This is a genomic window from Hyphobacterium sp. CCMP332, assembly GCF_014323565.1.
GTDB lineage: Bacteria > Pseudomonadota > Alphaproteobacteria > Caulobacterales > Maricaulaceae > Hyphobacterium.
The window spans coordinates 1484357-1500510 of record NZ_CP058669.1 but is presented as its reverse complement, the minus strand read 5'-3'; the positions used below and the strand labels follow the sequence as shown (position 1 = coordinate 1500510).

Here is a 16154-nt window from a genome sequence, read left to right as displayed (position 1 = left end):
GGGCGACATGTCGCTTGAAGGAAAAACGATTTTCATTACCGGCGCGAGCCGGGGCATTGGCCTCGCAATCGCCGAGCGCTGTGCGCGCGACGGGGCGAATATTGTTGTTGCTGCCAAGACGACTGATCCGCATCCGAAGCTGGAAGGCACGATCTATACCGCCGCCGAGGCGATCGAGAAGGCTGGCGGCAAGGCCTTGCCGCTGGTCGTCGATATCCGCGAGGAGGACAATGTCGAACAGGCCATCGCCAGAACCGTGGATCATTTCGGCGGCATTGATGCGGTCATCAATAATGCCTCGGCGATTTTCCCGCGGTCCACGGCCGAGACGCCGATCAAGCGCTGGGATCTGATGCATCAGGTCAATGCGCGCGGCACCTTTCTGGTGACGCAAAAATGCCTGCCGCATCTGGAAAAATCCGAAAACCCGCACATCCTGGCGCTGTCACCACCACTGGATATGGATCCGAAATGGTTCGCGCCGCATGTCGCCTATACCAGCGCGAAATACGGCATGAGCCTGTGCATTCTGGGCTGGTCGGGTGAGTTCAGGGGCAAGATTGCCGCAAACGCCATCTGGCCGCGCACCGCTGTCGCCACCGCCGCGATTGCCAATGTTCTGGCCGGCACGGAAGCCTTCAAGAATTGCCGCAAGCCGGAGATTCTGGCCGACACAGCCTATCATGTACTGAACAAGCCGGCGGCGAGTTTCACAGGCAATTTCCTGATCGATGACAGCTTCCTGGTGTCCGAAGGCGTGACCGATCTGGACCAGTATTCGGTCTCGCCGGGCGAGGAATTGCTGCCGGACTTCTTTGTGCCGGAAAACCCGCCTGCGCCGGACGGCGTCAACATCATGAATGTGTCGCTGACGCACTGATCGGTGTACCGAAAAATGTGATTTGCGTTTTTCGTAAAACTCCCAATATGGGCGTTGGAGCGTCGTACTCTGCGGATCGGTAGATTCGCTTGTCTTTCCAGCCTGTCGACGCAGGCTGTATTGGCGTTTTCGACCCATGTTGCTCATTGATACTTTTGCCGGTCCCAGCCTGATCGAGGGCGTTGGCGTGTTTGCTGCCGAGCCGGTCCGGAAAGGCGCGCGCGTCTGGACACTCGACCTCTCCATCGACCGGGTCGTGACCCCTGAAGAACTGGAGCGCGCCTCGCCGGTCTATCAGCGCTTCATAGAGCGCTATGCCTATTTCGATGCCGGTCTGGGCGGCTATCTTCTGGATGGCGACCATTCCCGGTTTCTGAACCATAGCGATGATGCGGCGATCGAGTTTCGCGCCGACGGTGACGGCTTTGCCCGGCGGGCGATCCGCAAGGGCGAGGAGCTGACCTGTAATTACAACGAATTCATGCCCAGTCTCGTGATCCTGCCGTCGCGTGTGCAGGATTTTCAGAACCGGCATATCTGACATCTTCCCGCCAGAGCTTCATCGGTCTAGATCGGGAGGATGAAAATACTCATTCTGACCTCCGATGCCGGCTTTGATCATCGCGTGCCACCGCCGCATTTCGAAAATCCCGTTCGCTTGCGGGCCGTTCTTGATGCCATGGCCGATACACCCTCTCTGGCGGGTCTGGATCGAATCCAGGCGCGGGCGGCAAGCCGCGAGGAAGTGGGGCGGATGCATACGGCCCGCCATGTCGACGCCGTGTTCAACGGCGAGCCCGCCGACCATGAAGCCTTTCATGGCTTCGACTTCGACACCTTCATGTGCCGGGGATCGCTGAATGCGGCCCTGCGCGGGGCCGGTGCTGCGGTGCAGGCCGTCGACATGATCATGGCGGGCAACGGGGAGGCAGCCTTCTGCGCCACCCGTCCGCCCGGACATCATGCAGAGCGCGACCGCCCGATGGGGTTCTGCCTGTTCAACAATGTCGGCGTGGCGGCCATGCATGCGCTGGAGCATCACGGCCTCTCGCGTGTCGCCATCATCGATATCGATGTGCATCACGGAAACGGATCGCAGGATCTGGCTGAAAGCGAGCCGCGCGTCATGTTTGCGTCGATCCATGAGTCGCCGCTCTATCCCGGCACCGGCATGGAAGACGAAACCGGACTGAATGGAAATGTCGTCAATGTCCCGGTTGGCGCCGGTTGCGATGGCGCGACGTGGCGCGCGCGGCTGGACAATGACCTGTTTCCGCGCATTGCCGCCTTCAAACCGGAATTTCTCTTGGTCTCTGCCGGATTTGACGGACACAGGGCGGACCCTTTGGGGGGACTGCTGCTGGATGAGGGCGATTATATCTGGGCCGCCTCGCGGCTGTGTGATTTGGCGCGCAAAACGGCATCCTCGCGGCTTGTGTGTTGCCTTGAGGGCGGTTACGACAACGGAGCGCTGGGCCGTTCGGCTGCCGCATTTACCGAATCACTGTCGATAGGCTAGGGGGAGCCGGTCGGCGGCCCTGTAACGCCCCGAACCACGGACTTCATGGCTGAGACCCTTTCCCATGAAAAGCCGCAACCCGGCTCCATTACAATCGCCCGTCATGGACAGCCTGATGCTGACCGGACGGTGCGCATTGACTGGCAAGGCTATGAGCATTGGTGGAAGGGCTATGATGCGGCGGGCCTTGCGCCCGGTCAGACACCGCCTGACCTGTTGGTGAAGGCCGCTGCCGAGGCGTCTGTGGTGTTTTGCAGTTCCTTGCCGCGCGCGATTGAAACGGCGCGCGCTGCGGCCCCGAATCGGCGGCTGGTGATCGATCCCGACTTCGTCGAGGCCCCGTTGCCGCCGCCACAGATGATCGGCACGCTGAAGCCCGGCACCTGGGGCGTTTATGCCCGGATATGGTGGTGGTTTGGCGCGTCGCGCGGTCTGGAGACACGCCGCGAAGCAGAGCTGCGGGCTGAACGTGCCGCCGACAAGCTGGTCATTGCCGCACAAAACGGACCCGTTGTTCTCTGTGCGCATGGCTGGTTTAACCGGATGCTGCGTCCACCCCTTCGCCGCCGCGGCTGGAAATGCGTTCAGGACGGAGGCGATATCTATTGGTCGAGCCGCCGTTATGAGCGTTGCGACTGAGCCGTATGTGATTGCCGCGGGCCTGCCGCCCGCATAGTTTGATGACTGAATCCGGGAGGACTGTATGTCCGACGAACCAACCTCCATCGACACCATGAGCTTTGAAGCGGCTCTGGCCGAGCTTGAAGCCATCGTTCAGCAACTTGAGTCCGGTGATGTCGAACTGGAAAAGTCCATCGCGATCTATGAGCGCGGCGCGGCGCTGAAGGCCCATTGCGAGAAAAAGCTGCGCGAAGCTGAACTCAAGGTCGAGAAAATCGTTCTGGATGATAACGGGCAGGTAAAAACGGAAGATGCCGGTTTGACCTGATGGACGATTTTCGCGCCCTTCTGGCGGAGACCGCTGATCGCGTCACCGTGGCCATGGACGCCTTGCTCCCGCGCGCCAATGGCCCGGAATCGGCCCTTCTGTCTGCGATGCGGTATGCGGCGCTGGGACCCGGAAAGAGGCTGCGTCCGTTCATTACCATCGAGGCCGGCCGGATTGTCGGGGCCGATGAACGCGGGCTGTTGCGCGTCGCTACTGCGATTGAGTGCATCCATTCCTATTCGTTGATCCACGACGATTTGCCGTGCATGGACGACGACGATGTCCGCCGTGGACGTCCGACGGTCCACAAGGAATATGACGAGGCCACCGCTGTGCTGGCCGGGGATGCCCTGCAGACCTTTGCCTTCGAACTGCTGGCGAGCCCGGATACGGATGCCAGCTCGGCGCGCAGGATTGAACTCATAGCCCGTCTGGCGGCATGCTCCGGGGCGCGTGGCATGGTCGGCGGGCAGATGATCGATATGAGTGCGGATCGCGCAAATGCCGACATCAATGTGATCACGCGCATGCAACGGATGAAGACCGGCGCGCTGATAGCGTTTTCGGCCGAGGCCGGTGCCATTCTGGCAGGGGCCGGCTCTGATGTGCGGCGCGCCCTCGAAGGCTATGCCCATGATATCGGTCTGGCTTTCCAGATTCGCGACGATTTGCTGGATGCTGAAGGTAATGCGGACGAGGCCGGAAAAGCCGTGGGCAAGGACGATGATCAAGGCAAGGCCACTTTTGTGACCATTCTTGGCCTTGATGGTGCGCGAGACAGGGCGCGTCGTCTTGCCGCGCAGGCGAAGGATCACCTTGAACCTTTTGGTGAAAGTGCGAACCTTCTGCGACGGGCGGCCGATTATGTGCTTGAACGGCGCTCTTAAAGAACTGAAAGCGAAAGCTGATGGCCTCTGAAACTCCCACCCTCGATCTTGTGTCCTCTCCGGCAGACATGAAGGATATGGATCTCGCCAGTTTGATGATGCTGGCCGACGAATTGCGGACCGAGACTATTGATGCGGTCTCGACGACCGGGGGGCATCTGGGAGCCGGGTTGGGCGTGGTCGAGCTGACCGTGGCATTGCATCACGTCTTCGACACTCCCAAAGACGTCTTGATCTGGGATGTGGGCCATCAATGTTATCCGCATAAAATTCTGACCGGCCGCCGGGACCGGATTCGTACGATACGCCAGGGCGGCGGTTTGTCGGGCTTCACCAAGCGCTCCGAAAGCGAATACGATCCGTTCGGTGCGGCCCATGCCTCGACCTCCATTTCCGCCGGGCTTGGTTTTGCCGTGGCGCGTGATCTGAAAGACGAAGACAGCAATGTGATTGCGGTCATTGGCGATGGCGCGATGTCGGCCGGCATGGCGTACGAAGCCATGAATAATGCCGGCGCGATGGCCAAGCGCATGGTGGTCATTCTGAATGACAATGACATGTCCATTGCGCCGCCTGTCGGTGCCATGAGCCACTATTTCGCGAATCTCGTCTCGTCGCGCGGCTATCGTTCCTTCCGCAAGGTCGGCAAGGCGATGGCGAAAGCCGTCGGTCTCGAAAAGACCATCCGCAAGGCGGAGGAATATGCGCACGGCATGGCCGTCGGCGGCACCTTGTTCGAGGAGATGGGTTTTTACTATGTCGGCCCGATTGATGGCCATGACATGGAAACGCTGACCCAGGTTCTGAAGAATGTGAAGAGCTTTGACCGGGGCCCGGTGCTGGTTCACGTCGTCACCCAGAAGGGCAAGGGCTATGCGCCGGCCGAAGCCTCGGATGACAAGTATCACGGCGTTGCAAAATTCAATGTCATCACCGGAGAGCAGAAGAAGTCAGCCGGTGGTCCTCCCAGCTTTACAAAAGTGTTTGCGCAATCGCTGATCCGCGAAGCCGACCGCGATGACCGCATTTGCGCCATTACCGCCGCCATGCCCGGCGGAACGGGGCTGGATCTGTTCGGAGAGGCCTTCCCCGACCGGACCTTCGATGTCGGCATTGCCGAACAGCATGCCGTGACCTTCGCTGCCGGACTGGCGGCAGCAGGGATGAAGCCCTTTGCGGCCATTTATTCGACCTTCCTGCAACGCGGTTATGATCAGGTTGTCCACGATGTGGCGATCCAGAAACTTCCGGTCCGTTTTGCCATTGACCGGGCCGGTCTGGTCGGTGCCGATGGTGCGACGCATGCCGGTTCCTTTGACATCGGCTTTCTCGGGGCGCTGCCGGGCTTTGTCCTGATGGCCGCGTCGGATGAGGCCGAGCTGGCCCGCATGGTGGCGACGTCTGTTGCGATTGATGATGGCCCCAGCGCGTTCCGTTATCCGCGTGGATCGGGGACAGGCATCGATATTCCCGACAACGCCGAACCGCTGGACATCGGCAAGGGCCGCATTGTCCGGGAAGGCAGCCATATCGCCCTCCTGTCGCTGGGTGGCCGCTTGCAGGAAACACTCAAGGCTGCCGACGATCTGGCCGCGCGGGGGCTTTCCGCCACCGTGGCCGATGCGCGCTTTGCCAAGCCGCTGGACGAGGAATTGATCCTGCGTCTGGCGCGCGAGCATGAAGTTCTGATCACCATCGAGGAAGGCGCGCGCGGCGGGTTCGGGGCTTTCGTTCTGCATATGCTGGCGGATCGCGGGGCGCTGGATGCGGGGCTCAAGATCCGCACGATGACCTTGCCGGATATTTTCCAGGATCAGGACTCGCCGGACGCCATGTATGACACGGCCGGCCTGACATCGCCGCACATCGTCAGCTGCGTGCTGGACGCGCTTGGACGCGAGGACGAGGCTGCCGCCGTTATCGGCGCTGCACAATAAGGCCGTGAGCAAGACCCGGCTGGACGTCTATCTCGTCACAAGCGGACAATTTGACAGCCGGGCGCAGGCGCGTGCGGCGATCGAGGCCGGGAAAGTGCTGGTCGATGGCCAAGTCGTCCGCAAAGCTTCCCTTGCGGTTGCCGAAGGCGCGGTGATCTCGGCTGAAAAACTCCACCCCTATGTCAGCCGCGCCGCATTGAAGCTGAAAGGCGCTCTGGACGAATTTGATGTCGATGTGACGGGCAAGGCCTGTCTCGACGTCGGGGCCTCCACCGGTGGCTTTATCGAGGTTTTGCTGGAGGCCGGAGCCCGCCACGTCACCGGGGTAGATGTCGGCACGGGCCAGCTTCATTCAACGCTCCGGCAGGACGCGCGGGTGACGTCTCTTGAGCAGATGGATGCGCGGGAACTGACGGCGGAAAGTCTGCCGGCCCCGCCGGAGATCATCACCTGTGATGCCAGCTTTATCGGGCTGGCGAAGGTGATCGATACGCCCCTCTCTCTGGCGGCGGCGCGCTGTGACCTGATTGCGCTGTTCAAGCCGCAATTCGAGGTGGGCCGCCTGCATGTCGGCAAGGGGGGGCTGGTAAAAGATGACGCCGCCCTGCGGGCGGCGCTGGAACGGTTCCGGATCTGGCTGAATGGCCGGTACGGCTTTGAGATTCGCGGTGTGACCGACAGCCCGATTGCGGGCGGGGACGGAAACCGGGAGTTCCTCGTCCACGCCCGAAAGGGTTAGCGCTACTGCGCCGGACGCCAGATATTATCGACGCCCTGGCACATATAGACGTCATTCGCCGTCACCGTGCCGTACTGGTTCTGGCTGCGGGTGGTCATCCAGCGGCAATTGCCGGTCTGGGGTGTGCCCGCCTGATACACGCGGCCTGACGTTACAGGAGCGCCGGCCAGGCCCTCATTTCCGTACTGCGTCGTGCTGCCATAATAGGGATCATTGCCGTAATTATTGTCGGCATATCCGTCCTGATAATAGCCGTCGTCGTAATAGCCGTTATCGGTATAGCCGGAGTTATTGTACCCGGAATTGTTATAGCCGTTATCGTAATACGGGTCCTGACGGCCATAATCATTGTTGTAATAGCCGGTATTGCGATTGTTGTAATTCCGGTCGCAAGGCTGACCGCCCGCCACGCCAGCTCCGACGAGGGCCCCGAGGCCTGCACCGGCCACAACGGCGACGTCATTGTCATGGCGCTCATTATAGCGATAGCCGCCGCGGCCGCGATGGCCGCGATAGCCGCGATGACCACGATATCCCCGGCCGCGATAGCTGTCGCGATCATCGATTTCGTCTTCGATTTCCGCGCCAATCACGCCGCCGAGAATGGCCCCGACGATCGCACCGGCGACCTGGCGGCCCTGGCGATTGGATTCGCATTCGGTCTGCGATTGGTACTGATACTGAGCCTGCGCCGCCGGGACGAGCACCATCACCGATGCGGCTGAAACGAGCAGTGTACGAAAACCGATCATGATAAAACTCCATTTCCGAGGCCAGTCTGTCTGACCTCCTGATCAAAACCTATGCCAAACCGGATGAGCCCAGGATGAACAAAAACCGGCCCCTGTTCAGGAGCCGGTTCTCTGTTCGCCAATGGTTATGGCTTACTGGTAGTTTGCAACCTGCCAGCGGCCATAGGCATCCTGGCACATGCGCACCTCGTCGATCACAAAGCTGCCATCCGGCATGTAGATCTCCGCATCGCCCCAACGGCAACGGCGATTGCCGACCGTGTAGTAGTCGCGGGCATAGACCACGCCGCGAACACCCGAATGGGGATTGTTCCAGTAATACGGGCTGTTGTTGGCGAAGGAGTAGCTGACGGCATAGTGCAGCTGACCCCGATCACAGGCATTCAGGGCAGAGCCGATACCCGCGCCGAAGAAGCCTCCGACCAGTGCGCCAGCGGCATCATCATCCGCCACGGCGACCCCGAACAGGGCACCGAGAATGGCACCGGCCAGGACCTGATCACCGTTCGACCGGCAACCGCGATCATAATAGCGGTAATTGTGGCTGTTATACCCGCGATCATAATAACGGGCATGATAGCGCCAGCTATTGCGGACCGGACGGCGATAATTGCCATAGTATCTCTGGGCATCCAGGCGGCCATTCACATAGCCTCGACGATAGGAACCGCGCGAGTCGCGGAAGGTGTGGCCGCCGCGATAACCGCTGTAGCGGTTGACCCGGACGTCACGACCGCCGCGATACACGTTGTTGTGGCCGCCGCGCGTTCCGCGATAGACATCATTGCGACCGCCACGCGTTCCACGATAGACGTCATTGCGACCGCCACGTGTTCCGCGATAAGTGTCGTTACGGTCGCCGTGACCACCCCGATAGGTGTCGCCGCGCCCGCCGCGTCCGCCGGAACCGGTATAGGTTCCGCCACCGCGCCCGCCGCGCGCGCCATCATTGCGGCCACCGCGGCCGCCGGAGCCGGTATAGGCACCACCACCGCGACCGCCACGGACACCTTCACCACGACCACCGCGACCGCCACGGGTACCATCACCGCCACCGCCGCGTCCGCCGCGGATGCCGGCATCATTTCCACCGCGGCCACCACCGGCGCCCCTGCCGCCGCGATCGCCGCCATTGGGTACAGTGGCTGTTCTCATACCACCGGATTCATTTGGCAGAACCGCTCCGCCAGCACGTGGGCCACGTCCGCCGCGCGCGCCGTCATTGCCGCGTCCACCACGGCCACCGCGGGCACCGTCGCCACCGCCGCGTCCACCCCGGGCACGTTCATCGCGGCCCCCGCGCCGGCCATCATTCTGCGCGAGCGTGACGTCCTGGCTGGTATCGAGCGATGCGCCCAGAAGGGGTGCGTCGGTCTGTTGATAGAGAGCCTCGGCTTGAGGGGCTTCAATGGAAGCCACCATTGCAATGGCGAGTGCCGTTGCAGTGGCCAGCGAAGATAGTCTGATTGTAAGCATGGATTGCTTCTCCTTTCGGATAAGCCGCACAGGGGCGACCCATTGCCACAAGGTTAACGAAGCCGTCATGACGCTAATATGAACGCCCGGTTCAGGTTAGCCCATTTGTCCTCTGTGGCGGAGCATCTGATCGGCCAGCACAATTGCGGCCATGGCCTCCGCGACGGGGACGGCCCGTATGCCCACACAGGGATCATGGCGTCCTTTTGTCGAAATGGTTGTCTCGTTGAAATCCCGGTCCAGCGTTTTGCGTTCGGTCCGGATCGAGGAGGTCGGCTTGATGGCGATACGGAGGACAAGGTCCTGACCCGTTGAAATGCCACCCAGAACGCCGCCATTGTGATTACTCAGAAATTCGGGGCCGTCCTCACCGGCGCGCATTTCATCGGCGGCCTCTTCGCCGCGCATGGCGGCTGCGGCAAATCCGGCGCCGATTTCCACGCCCTTGGCGGCAGGAATCGACATCATGGCTCCGGCGAGCTCTGCATCCAGCTTTCCGTAAACCGGCTCGCCCCATCCGGCCGGAAGGCCGGTGACATGAAGTTCGACGATGGCACCCGTCGAGGAGCCGTCGCGGCGAAGCTGATCGAGATCGGCTTCCCACATTTCGACGATGCCTGCATCGGGTGAGAAGAACGGATTGCGGCCGGTCTCATCCCAGTCCCAGGAGGATCGGTCGATGGTTTTGTCACCCAGTTGAATGAGCGCGCCGCGAATCAGAATCTCTGGACCCAGAATTTGACGGGCAATGGCACCAGCCGCGACGCGTGCCGCGGTTTCCCGCGCCGAGGACCGCCCGCCGCCGCGATAATCGCGCACACCGTATTTGGCGTCGTAAGTGTAGTCGGCATGGCCCGGCCGCCATTTATCGCGGATATCGGAATAATCCTTCGATCGCGCATCGGTGTTTTCGATCATCAGCGAAATCGGCGCACCCGTCGTCACCGGGCCATTGGTCCGGTCGTCCGAAAATGTTCCTGACAGGATTTGAACCTGATCTGCTTCCTGACGGGGCGAGACATGGCGGCTGGAGCCCGGCCGGCGTTTATCCAGCCAGGGCTGGATCATGCCTTCATCCAGACGCAGTCCTGCGGGGCAGCCATCGACAATGGCACCCAGCGCCGGCCCGTGGCTTTCGCCCCAGGTGGTGACGCGGAATAATCGACCGAATGTATTGTTCGACATGGGTTGGCCCGTTCTTTCAGGCTGCAAGCTAGATCAGTCGGGCGGCAGCGTCACGCGGCCGAGCGGGCCTTTCGCAGCCAGCCCGCCAGACGAGCGGTTGGCGAGCCTTTAACAAAGTCATCCACGAAACGGTTCAACCCGGCCTCCGTTGTTGGCGCACTTGTCTGTGTCTGCGCCTCGATACGGATCACGATTGTGAACGCCGGATCACCAATCGCCGCAATGCGCGTGCCGGAAGCGGAATCCGGCAATATTCGAAACAAACCGTTCCGGCCGCGATGGGTCACGGTTCGCGTGACGCCGTCCCGTGCGTCGCCCGGCGACAGCGCGAGTTCGACTTCCAGTGAATCGGATTTTTCCAGTGTCCGTATCGCGTGGACCGCTTCGGCCAGTCTGGACAGCGTTTCCGGCGTGGGTGGGGTGTGGTCGGGATGCAGGCGCTTGGCGACTTGCCGAAACGCGGATTTGGCTTCCGGCATTGATGCCTCCGGACCGAGGCCCAGCGCCTTGAGTGCGCGCGCAATATCCGGATCAGATCCCCACATAGTCCGCAACGTAAGTTGATGAAGGTTCCTGATTGGTTGACGCGGCGGAAGCGCCTATATCGTTTTGCAGCGAGGAGCTGAGATCATGACCCGGAAGACGAGCGAAATTCCCCGATCCCCGAGTGCGGAGGATTATCAGGCCACGGCAGATGCCAATGCCGCCGAGATATTCGACCGGGATGACCCTTTCGCTCTTTTCGCCGACTGGTTTGCGGATGCAAAGCTCAGGGAACCCAATGATCCGAATGCCATGGCATTGGCAACAGCCGATAAAACCGGCCTTCCCGATGTTCGCATGGTGCTTTTGAAGGATTTCGATGCCGATGGCTTTGTCTTCTATACCAATCTGGAAAGCGCCAAGGGTTTGCAGATCGGCGCCAATCCGCAGGCGGCCCTATGCTTTCACTGGAAGAGCCTTCGCCGGCAGGTCCGGCTGCGTGGCGGCGTAACACCGGTCACGTCCGAGGAAGCGGACGCATATTTCGCGTCCCGCGCCCGGGACAGCCGGATCGGGGCCTGGGCCTCGAAACAGTCGCGCCCGCTTGAAAGCCGATTTGCGCTGGAAAAGGCGGTGGCGAAGACAGCTGCGCGCTTCGGGGTCGGGAGTGTGCCGCGACCTGACCACTGGTCGGGTTTCAGACTGAATCCCGTGCATTTTGAATTCTGGAGAGATCGGCCCTTCCGGCTTCATGACCGGCTTGTATTTGATCGCCAGGACGCCGGGTGGACGACGAACCGTCTTTATCCCTGAGCGCGGGCGTCGACGAAGGTTTTCAGGGACTTTGAGACGCGAGACGTGGCTTTAAGCTTGTCTTTCAACGGCATGGCGATGGGCGGATCGATGTTTGTCTTGTTGACGTCCACGACATAAAGGCGGCCATCCATCTGGTCTCTCAGGACATCCATTGCGCCCCATTCCAGCCCCATGCGAGCGGCGAATTCAATGAGCTGGGCGGTTTCGGTCTCGGAGAAGGTCTCGGAGGTTTCGACCAGCCGGACATCGCAATTGATGTTGGTGAAGCGCTTTCCGATCTTCCGGCGCTTGACGAAGAGAAGCGGCATTTCCCGGCCCACAATCACGCACCGATAGTCCATGACCTGGCTGTCGCCGCAGCGATTATCCACAAGGCGCTGGTAAGCGCAGCCGGGCTTCGGCTCGAACGGGGCTTGCAGGACGCGGCCGTCATGGGCGCCGTTGATTTCCGATTTCTCGACGACCGGGCCGACATATTTCGAGGGGTCGACGGCAATGGCATAGCCAAAAGTCTGCTCGAAGATATTGGCAACATGAGATTTGGAGACGTCACAGCATCCAAAATTCATATGGGCCGCCGTTTGTGGCAGCTGAGGCGGCGGCGATGCGGTGGTGTCCTCGAAATAGATGGTCAGATCGGCTTTGGCCTGATTGCGGACGATCCGGCCACCAATGGCGTGCGTACAGGCCCAAATGAAATACCAGGGGCGGGGCCGTTGCGGGGTGAATGCTATTCGCGGGCCGCGCTGTCGTAGCGATACCAGGCGCCAGGCTTCCATGCAGACATAGAAAACCAGCCAGTTCAGACAAACGGCGATGAATTTACCGCGCAAGGGCAGTTTGTGCCCTGTGCTTTTGACCGAGACGACCCCATCCCGATAAGCCCAGTCTGACCACCAGAAGGCGCTATTCATGCTCGCGTCCTGTCCATATCGCCCGTGAATGGGCACACTTATATTGTGATTAACGGTCCAAAGCTTGCGAGGGAAGCCCCGAGTTGAAACGGGGCTGTATCATGCCGGGATGGGTGCAAGCTATCAATTTTGTGTCAGCGCGTTTGCGCAGGGCTGTTCTGGTTCTGTTAATGCTTGCTGCCGTACAGGCCGCGCCCAGTGCCTTTTCGGCATCGGATGACGACGCTGTCGCAGGAGATCACAGTTTTGTACTGCGGCGGACTATTGATTGACATTCCGGTGCGCCGCATGAAACGGTGACCAGACACCAGCAGGGTTAGCACGTATATGTTCGGATATATTGCCCGGCGATTTCTGATCGCCATACCCACACTACTGGTTATTATCACAGTCGCTTTCTTCATGATGCGCGCCGCGCCCGGAGGTCCATTTGATCTCGAGCGCCCGATGCCGGAAGAAGTGCGCCAGAATATTCTGGAACACTTCGGTTTTGACCGTCCCCTGCATGAACAGTATTTCGCCTATCTGGGGGATCTCGCACAAGCCGACCTCGGGCCGTCACTGCGGTTTCGTGACAAGACGGTTTCCGACATTATTTCCGAGGGTTTTCCGGTCAGTGCCACGATTGGCGGGTTGTCGATCCTGCTGGCCCTGATGGTCGGATCCCTCATGGGCGCGCTTGCGGCCCTGCGGCAAAACAAGTTTACGGATTTTGCCGTTATGGGCTTTGCCATGGGCGGCATTACGATTCCGCCCTTTGTGATGGGTCCGATTCTGGCTCTGGTGTTCGGCATCGGACTGGGTTGGCTGCCGGTTGGGGGGCTTGATCCGCGATATGGCATGACGCCGGAACGCCTCGTTTTGCCAGTTGTGACACTGGCTTTACCGCAGATTGCCATCGTTTCGCGGCTGATGCGTGCCAGCATGATCGAGGTTCTACGCTCCAATTACATCCGTACGGCGCGTGCCAAGGGTCTTTCGGGAACCGCCGTGCTGTTCCGTCACGCCTTGCGCGCTGCCATACTGCCGCTGGTCAGCTATATCGGCCCGGCGTCCGCGGCGCTGGTGACGGGCTCTATCGTGATCGAGCAGGTTTTCCAGCTCCCGGGGATTGGCCGCCAGTTCGTGATGGCTGCGCTTCAGCGTGACTATACCGTCGTCATGGGCGTGGTGATCCTGTACGCCTCGCTGATCATACTTCTCAATCTGCTTGCTGACCTTGTTTATGCGGCGTTGAATCCACGGGTGAAGTTCGAATGAACACAACGATTGGATCCGAGAAAAATGCGGCGGCCATCGAAACGGCCGCTGTCGAGGGCCGTTCGCTCTGGGATGACGCGATTGCGCGCCTGTTCCGCAACAAGGCGGCTGTTGGCAGCATGATCATTCTGGGACTGCTGGTGGTGATTGCCATCGTTGGTCCCTTTGTCTGGCCGCATAGCCATGAAACGATTTATCGTGAAAGCGTCTGGATGGCGCCGACGTTTGATAACCTGCATATTTTCGGCACCGACGCTCAGGGGCGCGATCTGTTCGCCCGGACGCTGATCGGCCTGCGCGTGTCCCTGATGGTCGGCGTTGTCGCGTCTATGGTTTCGCTGGTAATCGGCGTCTTCTGGGGCGCAACGGCGGGCTTTATCGGTGGCCGTGTGGATCAGGTCATGATGCGGATTGTGGATGTGCTTTATTCCCTGCCATTCATTTTCTTCGTCATCATTCTGATGGTCGTTTTTGGCCGGAATATCATCCTGATCTTCGTCGCTATCGGTGCGGTGGAATGGCTGACCATGGCGCGGATTGTGCGCGGCCAGACGATTGCCATCAAGAATATGGAATTTGTCGAGGCGGCCGAGGCAGCCGGTGTTTCGCGCCTGGCGATTATCCGCCGGCATATCATTCCGAACGTGCTGGGTCCGGTGATCGTCTATGTGACGCTGACCATTCCGGTCGTGATTCTGGCAGAGAGCTTCTTGAGCTTCCTGGGGTTGGGCGTTCAGGAGCCGCTGACTTCGCTTGGCCGGTTGATCGCCTTTGGCGCCCAGGACATGCAGATTGCGACGTGGACGCTGATTGTCCCCGCCGCAACCATGATGCTGACGCTGTTCTGCTTCAACTTTATCGGCGATGGCGTCCGGGACGCCATCGATCCGAAAGACCGCTAGTTACCGGTCACGGTGAACACGGATGGCACGGCCGCGACCGTTGATCTGCATCAGATAGCTGTCGAGTGACGCCCGCCGGATTTCAGCGAAGTTTGTCTCGTCTTCATCGTAGCTGATGCGGGCGGCCGCGGACTGGTCCCAGACCTGACCATTTGTCATATAGAAGCGATGGCGATTATAGCCCATTGACCGTATCCGCTCGATCTGCATGACGACACGTTCGACGCCGCCTTCATTGTCGCGCTCGACGACCTGCACACCATTGACGGGTTCACCCTGCGATGCCGCCGGAGGTGGCGGTGAGGCTTCCTCGCCACGGCCTGTCAGGCGCGCGAAGATGCCGCGGGATTCCGTTTCGGTTTCGTCTGTGGTTGCCTGGTCCGGCGCCGGTGACGGTTGCGGTGCACTGCGAACAGGCTCAACCGGTTCGCCGGCTTCTGCGGCGGCCAGGCGTTCCGGTGTCGAAGCCGGATCCAGCGGATCCGGTGAATTGCCGCCACCATTGCCAAACATGGAGAGGCTTAACCGCGGCATGCTGGGCAGATCAAAGCCGAAGGAGTCGCGCTCTACAGCCTCGACGTCCTGCCGGTAAATGGCAACCAGACCGTTGTCGCGTTCTTCGGTGAGGCGTCCGGCGGCGGCATCAAAGCAGGCAAGCCTTGAGGCTTCGTCGGCGATTTGTTGACAGACCAGAATATCATCAATCGGGTCTGTCGACTGCGCCCAGACACTGGATGACATCATCAGACCCAGAGCCGTTGCGGACAAAATGGAGATTTTGAGTTCGGATTGTTTGCGCATTCCGCATCTTTCCTTTGATTTATCGTTCACGGCGGACACGGAACCAGCGGCCCCTGTCGTTGAGGTCCATCAGATGTGATCCCAGTGCCGCGCTACGAACCGCGGCGGACATTTCCGACACGGGTTGGCGGCGGGAATAGATGATGCGGGTGTCGTCGATCTGCCGCCAGACCTGGCCATTCTGCAGAGTCACGATCAACCGGTTGTAGGCACCGCGTTCCAGATTCTCGATCGCGAGGCCCTCAATGCGTGTAATTTCGCCTGCATCGTTACGCTCTACCCGATGCGAAGCGGATTCCGCCTCGGTACCGGCAGCCGGCGCGGCGGCATTGGCGAGGTCTGTGGATTCCCCGCCGGACAGGTTGAAGTTCATAAGGCCCGGCAATCTCAATCCGGAAATGTCGAGACCGTAGGTGGCTTCCTCTGCCGCTTCAATGTCATCGCGGCCGACCACCACGACGTCGCCACTGCCTTCGGATGCGTAGAGCTGATCAACAGCCGAATCGAGGCAAGCGAGGCGTGCGGTCGCATCGCTGATTTGCCGGCATTCGAAAAGCGGCGAGAGCGGGGAGGACACATCCTGAGCCGAGGCCGGGGCTGTGATCAGCAGCGTGAAGGGAAGGAATAGTAATCGCGTGTTCATGATACACTTGC

Annotated in this window: 18 protein-coding genes; 11 read left to right on the top strand and 7 right to left on the bottom strand. The window is 60.4% G+C overall.

Going from position 1 to position 16154, the window contains the following annotated elements; genetic code table 11:
- Positions 1 to 7 precede the first annotated feature (7 nt).
- The 8 genes from HXX25_RS07665 to HXX25_RS07630 all read left to right on the top strand — a co-directional run bounded on the left by HXX25_RS07665 (position 8) and on the right by HXX25_RS07630 (position 6911).
- Positions 8 to 880, top strand: coding sequence for an NAD(P)-dependent oxidoreductase (locus HXX25_RS07665; protein WP_187165354.1), 873 nt, complete (start codon positions 8 to 10; stop codon positions 878 to 880).
- Positions 881 to 1016: 136 nt separating this feature from the next.
- Positions 1017 to 1421: an SET domain-containing protein gene (locus HXX25_RS07660; protein WP_187165353.1), complete on the top strand. Its 405-nt coding sequence runs from the start codon at positions 1017 to 1019 to the stop codon at positions 1419 to 1421.
- A 39-nt stretch (positions 1422 to 1460) separates the two neighbouring features.
- Complete coding sequence (locus HXX25_RS07655; protein WP_187165352.1) at positions 1461 to 2399, top strand: histone deacetylase family protein; 939 nt, start codon at positions 1461 to 1463, stop codon at positions 2397 to 2399.
- Positions 2400 to 2444: 45 nt separating this feature from the next.
- Positions 2445 to 3038: a histidine phosphatase family protein gene (locus HXX25_RS07650; protein ID WP_187165351.1), complete on the top strand. Its 594-nt coding sequence runs from the start codon at positions 2445 to 2447 to the stop codon at positions 3036 to 3038.
- Positions 3039 to 3102: 64 nt separating this feature from the next.
- Positions 3103 to 3348: an exodeoxyribonuclease VII small subunit gene (locus HXX25_RS07645; RefSeq protein WP_187165350.1), complete on the top strand. Its 246-nt coding sequence runs from the start codon at positions 3103 to 3105 to the stop codon at positions 3346 to 3348.
- Positions 3348 to 4235 (top strand): polyprenyl synthetase family protein, encoded by an 888-nt coding sequence (locus tag HXX25_RS07640; protein ID WP_187165349.1) that lies wholly within the window; start codon positions 3348 to 3350, stop codon positions 4233 to 4235. The genes HXX25_RS07645 and HXX25_RS07640 overlap by 1 nt, the downstream gene beginning before the upstream one ends.
- 20 nt (positions 4236 to 4255) lie before the next feature.
- On the top strand, positions 4256 to 6172 hold the full coding sequence (gene dxs / locus HXX25_RS07635; RefSeq protein WP_187165348.1) for a 1-deoxy-D-xylulose-5-phosphate synthase: 1917 nt from the start codon (positions 4256 to 4258) through the stop codon (positions 6170 to 6172).
- Between the two features lie 4 nt (positions 6173 to 6176).
- The gene (locus tag HXX25_RS07630; RefSeq protein ID WP_233346591.1) at positions 6177 to 6911 is read left to right on the top strand and encodes a TlyA family RNA methyltransferase; all 735 of its coding nucleotides are present in this window, start codon (positions 6177 to 6179) and stop codon (positions 6909 to 6911) included.
- A 2-nt stretch (positions 6912 to 6913) separates the two neighbouring features.
- Here HXX25_RS07630 and HXX25_RS07625 read toward each other — a convergent pair whose 3' ends face one another.
- The 4 genes from HXX25_RS07625 to HXX25_RS07610 all read right to left on the bottom strand — a co-directional run bounded on the left by HXX25_RS07625 (position 6914) and on the right by HXX25_RS07610 (position 10803).
- A complete protein-coding gene (locus tag HXX25_RS07625; RefSeq protein WP_187165347.1) occupies positions 6914 to 7663 on the bottom strand; it encodes a hypothetical protein in 750 nt (249 codons plus the stop codon).
- A gap of 132 nt (positions 7664 to 7795) precedes the next feature.
- Entirely contained in the window at positions 7796 to 9139 is a 1344-nt protein-coding gene (locus HXX25_RS07620; protein WP_187165346.1) for a hypothetical protein, read from the bottom strand.
- A gap of 96 nt (positions 9140 to 9235) precedes the next feature.
- Positions 9236 to 10324, bottom strand: coding sequence for a chorismate synthase (gene aroC, locus HXX25_RS07615; RefSeq protein WP_187165345.1), 1089 nt, complete (start codon positions 10322 to 10324; stop codon positions 9236 to 9238).
- A gap of 50 nt (positions 10325 to 10374) precedes the next feature.
- Positions 10375 to 10803 carry a hypothetical protein gene (locus HXX25_RS07610; RefSeq protein WP_233346590.1) on the bottom strand — a complete coding sequence of 143 codons (429 nt, stop codon included), beginning with the start codon at positions 10801 to 10803 and terminating at the stop codon, positions 10375 to 10377.
- A gap of 151 nt (positions 10804 to 10954) precedes the next feature.
- On the opposite strand from HXX25_RS07610, the gene pdxH reads away from it, so the two are divergent.
- On the top strand, positions 10955 to 11620 hold the full coding sequence (pdxH, locus tag HXX25_RS07605; RefSeq protein ID WP_187165343.1) for a pyridoxamine 5'-phosphate oxidase: 666 nt from the start codon (positions 10955 to 10957) through the stop codon (positions 11618 to 11620).
- Here pdxH and HXX25_RS07600 read toward each other — a convergent pair.
- Positions 11611 to 12537 (bottom strand): hypothetical protein, encoded by a 927-nt coding sequence (locus tag HXX25_RS07600; protein WP_187165342.1) that lies wholly within the window; start codon positions 12535 to 12537, stop codon positions 11611 to 11613. The two genes, pdxH and HXX25_RS07600, sit on opposite strands and share 10 nt — an antisense overlap.
- A 327-nt stretch (positions 12538 to 12864) precedes the next feature.
- Here HXX25_RS07600 and HXX25_RS07595 point away from each other — a divergent pair, with 327 nt between their 5' ends.
- Both HXX25_RS07595 and HXX25_RS07590 read left to right on the top strand, forming a co-directional pair.
- Positions 12865 to 13797, top strand: coding sequence for an ABC transporter permease (locus HXX25_RS07595; protein ID WP_187165341.1), 933 nt, complete (start codon positions 12865 to 12867; stop codon positions 13795 to 13797).
- Entirely contained in the window at positions 13794 to 14699 is a 906-nt protein-coding gene (locus tag HXX25_RS07590) for an ABC transporter permease (protein ID WP_187165340.1), read from the top strand. Before HXX25_RS07595 ends, HXX25_RS07590 begins: the two co-directional genes overlap by 4 nt.
- Here the strand turns inward: HXX25_RS07590 and HXX25_RS07585 are convergent, their stop codons facing one another.
- Together HXX25_RS07585 and HXX25_RS07580 are read right to left on the bottom strand one after the other, a co-directional pair.
- Positions 14700 to 15500, bottom strand: a complete 801-nt coding sequence (locus HXX25_RS07585) for a hypothetical protein (protein ID WP_187165339.1) — start codon at positions 15498 to 15500, stop codon at positions 14700 to 14702.
- A gap of 19 nt (positions 15501 to 15519) precedes the next feature.
- The gene (locus HXX25_RS07580) at positions 15520 to 16143 is read right to left on the bottom strand and encodes a hypothetical protein (RefSeq protein WP_187165338.1); all 624 of its coding nucleotides are present in this window, start codon (positions 16141 to 16143) and stop codon (positions 15520 to 15522) included.
- Positions 16144 to 16154 lie beyond the last annotated feature (11 nt).

What these genes read in the sequence shown, in the direction of transcription:
- HXX25_RS07585 (WP_187165339.1), bottom strand. Translation starts at nt 15,500, where the DNA reads ATGCGCAAACAATCCGAACTCAAAATCTCCATTTTGTCCGCAACGGCT.
- HXX25_RS07645 (WP_187165350.1), top strand. Translation starts at nt 3,103, where the DNA reads ATGTCCGACGAACCAACCTCCATCGACACCATGAGCTTTGAAGCGGCT.
- HXX25_RS07665 (WP_187165354.1), top strand. Translation starts at nt 8, where the DNA reads ATGTCGCTTGAAGGAAAAACGATTTTCATTACCGGCGCGAGCCGGGGC.
- aroC (WP_187165345.1), bottom strand. Translation starts at nt 10,324, where the DNA reads ATGTCGAACAATACATTCGGTCGATTATTCCGCGTCACCACCTGGGGC.
- HXX25_RS07640 (WP_187165349.1), top strand. Translation starts at nt 3,348, where the DNA reads ATGGACGATTTTCGCGCCCTTCTGGCGGAGACCGCTGATCGCGTCACC.
- HXX25_RS07610 (WP_233346590.1), bottom strand. Translation starts at nt 10,803, where the DNA reads ATGCCGGAAGCCAAATCCGCGTTTCGGCAAGTCGCCAAGCGCCTGCAT.
- HXX25_RS07650 (WP_187165351.1), top strand. Translation starts at nt 2,445, where the DNA reads ATGGCTGAGACCCTTTCCCATGAAAAGCCGCAACCCGGCTCCATTACA.
- HXX25_RS07620 (WP_187165346.1), bottom strand. Translation starts at nt 9,139, where the DNA reads ATGCTTACAATCAGACTATCTTCGCTGGCCACTGCAACGGCACTCGCC.
- HXX25_RS07655 (WP_187165352.1), top strand. Translation starts at nt 1,461, where the DNA reads ATGAAAATACTCATTCTGACCTCCGATGCCGGCTTTGATCATCGCGTG.
- HXX25_RS07590 (WP_187165340.1), top strand. Translation starts at nt 13,794, where the DNA reads ATGAACACAACGATTGGATCCGAGAAAAATGCGGCGGCCATCGAAACG.
- pdxH (WP_187165343.1), top strand. Translation starts at nt 10,955, where the DNA reads ATGACCCGGAAGACGAGCGAAATTCCCCGATCCCCGAGTGCGGAGGAT.
- HXX25_RS07580 (WP_187165338.1), bottom strand. Translation starts at nt 16,143, where the DNA reads ATGAACACGCGATTACTATTCCTTCCCTTCACGCTGCTGATCACAGCC.
- dxs (WP_187165348.1), top strand. Translation starts at nt 4,256, where the DNA reads ATGGCCTCTGAAACTCCCACCCTCGATCTTGTGTCCTCTCCGGCAGAC.
- HXX25_RS07660 (WP_187165353.1), top strand. Translation starts at nt 1,017, where the DNA reads ATGTTGCTCATTGATACTTTTGCCGGTCCCAGCCTGATCGAGGGCGTT.
- HXX25_RS07595 (WP_187165341.1), top strand. Translation starts at nt 12,865, where the DNA reads ATGTTCGGATATATTGCCCGGCGATTTCTGATCGCCATACCCACACTA.
- HXX25_RS07625 (WP_187165347.1), bottom strand. Translation starts at nt 7,663, where the DNA reads ATGATCGGTTTTCGTACACTGCTCGTTTCAGCCGCATCGGTGATGGTG.
- HXX25_RS07600 (WP_187165342.1), bottom strand. Translation starts at nt 12,537, where the DNA reads ATGAATAGCGCCTTCTGGTGGTCAGACTGGGCTTATCGGGATGGGGTC.